Annotated in this window: 4 protein-coding genes; all 4 read right to left on the bottom strand. The window is 37.7% G+C overall.

The genetic code is table 11. The features are described 5' to 3' along the window. Positions 1–139: 139 nt before the first annotated feature. On the bottom strand, positions 140–640 hold the full coding sequence (locus TW85_RS25015) for a VOC family protein (protein ID WP_238326294.1): 501 nt from the start codon (positions 638–640) through the stop codon (positions 140–142). Between the two features lie 86 nt (positions 641–726). Next, positions 727–1,542 (bottom strand): helix-turn-helix domain-containing protein, encoded by an 816-nt coding sequence (locus TW85_RS25010; RefSeq protein ID WP_046019860.1) that lies wholly within the window; start codon positions 1,540–1,542, stop codon positions 727–729. Positions 1,543–1,704: 162 nt separating this feature from the next. Next, positions 1,705–2,301: a hypothetical protein gene (locus TW85_RS25005; RefSeq protein ID WP_202904907.1), complete on the bottom strand. Its 597-nt coding sequence runs from the start codon at positions 2,299–2,301 to the stop codon at positions 1,705–1,707. 370 nt (positions 2,302–2,671) lie between these two features. Next, positions 2,672–3,160, bottom strand: coding sequence for a GNAT family N-acetyltransferase (locus TW85_RS25000; RefSeq protein ID WP_046019859.1), 489 nt, complete (start codon positions 3,158–3,160; stop codon positions 2,672–2,674). Between the last annotated feature and the right edge of the window lie 59 nt (positions 3,161–3,219).

The raw sequence follows: 3,219 nt of genomic DNA, 5'->3' as shown, positions 1-3,219 counted from the left end.
AGCGTCCATCCCATCAGCCATATTAAAGTATTTAACATTTAAATGGCTGTCCTATAAGAACTACTATGAAAACTAACAAACCTAACCCTGCCTGATGTAACCAACAGAACTCTTCATTAGCTATTCGCTTTTTCTACACTTAATTTGGTGAGTGTAAGCCCATTTTATTACCCTCTGAATCAAGGAAAATAGCGAAATACCCCATATCATCCGCATGGGCTGTTTTGGGAATGAGAATTTTACCGCTATTCTTTTCAACTCTATCAAGAATGGTTTGAAGGTTTTCGCCACCATTGAGATATATTGTCACACCATCTGCCGAAGGTCGTAAACCTTCTTCCTTCAAGATGACACCAGTAACCGCTTGCTCTTCATAGGGGAGTATGCCCATTTCCATTCCTGGCATTTCCACTTTCTCAATATTCATGTCTAAAATGGCTTGATAGAATTCAATTGCTCGTGAAATATCTGTTGCTGGAATTTCGAAAATTGAAATATAAGTATTCATATCTGCTTCACTTTTATTAATGTTTGTTCCGCTCTTTTGCCTTTCCATTTCAGCATCATCTGCACTAAAAACAGAATAGCTAAATATACACATTGCTAAGGTCAGGCTAAGTCTAGTGATTACATTTCTCATATGGCCTCGCAGCGACTAATTAAAATGTATAAACAAAACTAAACTTATGGAGGGAAACAGAATTGTAAAAATGCGACAGATTTAAATTACTTATAAAAAGCGGAAGAGAGAGCCATATTTTCATTTCCTAAAAAGTCTTTTGGCGCGACACCAGTGAAGGCCTTAAAGTCTTTGATGAAATGCGCTTGGTCGTAGTAGTCATGTTGATAGGCAATATGAGTAAGACTCTCTCCTTCTTCGTTAAGCAGCATCTTTAAAGCACTTTGTAAGCGAATCAATTTGCCTAATTGCTTCGGGCTAGCGCCAATTTGCTTTACGAACATTCTTTCAAGCTGTCTTCTTTTAGATAAATCTTCTTTAAGAATTTCACTAATGGAAGTGCCTCCCTTGGTTCCCAAAAGTGTTTCTACCGTTGTTTTAACGATACTGTTAACTCTCACCTGATCACTGAGTTTCTTCAGAAAAAATGATTCAATTATCTCGATCCGCTGTTTTGTACCAGTAGCTTGAATGATGTCTTGCTCAAGTTGATCTGCGATATCTTCTTCAAATAAGGTATTTATTGGCGTCTCTTTATTTGCCAATGTTCTGATAGGCGCAGTCACAAAGTTGGCAAAACCATAAGGGTAAAAACGAATGGCAAAGGTATTAACGTAACCTGTGGGTTCTATATAAAAAGGATCAATCGTTTGGCCCAACACCATAGCGCGAGGCTGAATAATAAAACCTTCTTCCGATGTATAGCGTTTAATATCATCGCCAAGTATAAACGCCATTTCAATTGTGCCATCAGGAATGATTCGCTGTCGTTGCGTCTCTTCCGTTTTAGGAACTTCCAAAGTCCAATAACAACTGATTAGCGATTCTAAGTCTGGGTGAGGCTGAAAAGTCTGATAATCCATAGTCTGATTGTTGTTCCTAAGAGATACATTTCAGGTTTAAATTTAAAACTAATATATAAGGTTTTATTACTGATTACATTACCTAGTTATTCAACGTTATATATTTTGTAACCGGGCTTAGAACATTTAGATTAGATGCCAGAATAAGAACAGCTTGTGTCATTACTCATATGCCTCTAGTACCTCAAAAATTTCATTTGAGAATTCAATAAATGTACTCTGAATAGATTCTAAAAGCTGCTTGGTATCGTCAAAATCAGGATTGGCGATCATTACAATTTCAAAGATTGACCATTCTGGAATTAAGTCTTCGTTTACCCATTGCTCACCCTTCAGCTTCTCCCAAAAATTAATCTGAACATCCTTTGTTTGCCCAAGTAGCCAAAGCTCAAAACGTACCTCTTGATGATTAAAAACAATAGCCAGCTTGAGTCTGTGCTTTTTAAGATAATCGTTTTGCAGATAGAAGTAAGTAAAGTCGATATATCCATGTAGTACATTTGCAACTGAGTACTTACCTTTATAGGCTTTTTTGAACTCAGTTCTTAGATCTTGAACTACCCCAACAAGGCTTTGATACGTTTTCTGAATTTCTCCACTAGCGAATACCTTTTTGTAAGCAGGAATGCGAGCATTTAAATTTTTACTTGGCACTACAGCTTCCTCCGATGCTACCTGTCGTATAACGCCACTGTAATAGGCATTTTTTATGTATTGGATTTTACGAAAAAGTAGCGAAGCCACCGCAAAACGAAGCAAATCAAAAATGTCCTATTGACAGTATTATTAAGCATTTGTCTGCCTCAAAAATGAGTTTACAACTGATTTACTCGACTCCATATATTCATAAACATTTCTTTCAAAATGTAAAATTGGATCAATCTCATCATAGTCAAGATAGTGATCCAATTAGCAGCCAAACTTCATTTCAGGGATGTCGTGATCTTCTCCCATTGCGTTTCCCGCTACCCAAGTCACGAATTGTTTGACACCATCGTGGTTCGGTATTAGAGCTTCAAGGTCATGGAAGCACCCAACTTAAAAATCATTTTTTCTTAGTAAATACTCATAACTTCCTTGAGAACCCAACGCAACAACACTACTTTTGACGTCCGTGTGTTTGCGCTTATTATGCCTGAACATTTAGTGACATTAGATTGGCATTTGTGCCGTAACTTGAACAAATAGTTGCATTGTGAACCTCTCGAAAGTCTAACTTGGACCAATACCCCCCTGATCCTTGAACAGCGACAAGAAGTACACGATTGAATTTTCTCAATTTAGCTAGTTCTATAAGCTTACTTGACAGTTGCTTACCTACACCTAAATCCCTGGCATTATTACTTACCGCCAAATCGTGAAGATATAAAGTATCACCAGCAGACTTGCGAGGAAGCTCTTCAAATAATTTAGGTGGCTCATCGGAATTCCAAGGGTGAGCGAGCAAGTACCCTAAAATCTCATTGCTGCTGGACTGAAACACAAAGCAGGTTTCAGGCGATGCTTCCCATTTGCTTTTAAGTACACCAACTTCCTCTGGTGGAACTCCTATATATGCTTCCTCTTGCACCTTAAGGATTCCTTGCCATGACCTTTCTGTTATTTCGACTATAGACATTACTTGATTCAACGTATTTAATTGAGACCGTATTTAATTAAGACATATATGGACGCTCC

Origin of the sequence: Marinomonas sp. S3726, from assembly GCF_000967665.1 — a bacterium.
Classification (GTDB): domain Bacteria; phylum Pseudomonadota; class Gammaproteobacteria; order Pseudomonadales; family Marinomonadaceae; genus Marinomonas.
The sequence above is the reverse complement of the archived record's forward strand: the minus strand, read 5'-3'. Positions and strand labels throughout refer to the sequence as shown.

What these genes read in the sequence shown, in the direction of transcription:
- TW85_RS25015 (WP_238326294.1), bottom strand. Translation starts at nt 640, where the DNA reads ATGAGAAATGTAATCACTAGACTTAGCCTGACCTTAGCAATGTGTATA.
- TW85_RS25010 (WP_046019860.1), bottom strand. Translation starts at nt 1,542, where the DNA reads ATGGATTATCAGACTTTTCAGCCTCACCCAGACTTAGAATCGCTAATC.
- TW85_RS25000 (WP_046019859.1), bottom strand. Translation starts at nt 3,160, where the DNA reads ATGTCTATAGTCGAAATAACAGAAAGGTCATGGCAAGGAATCCTTAAG.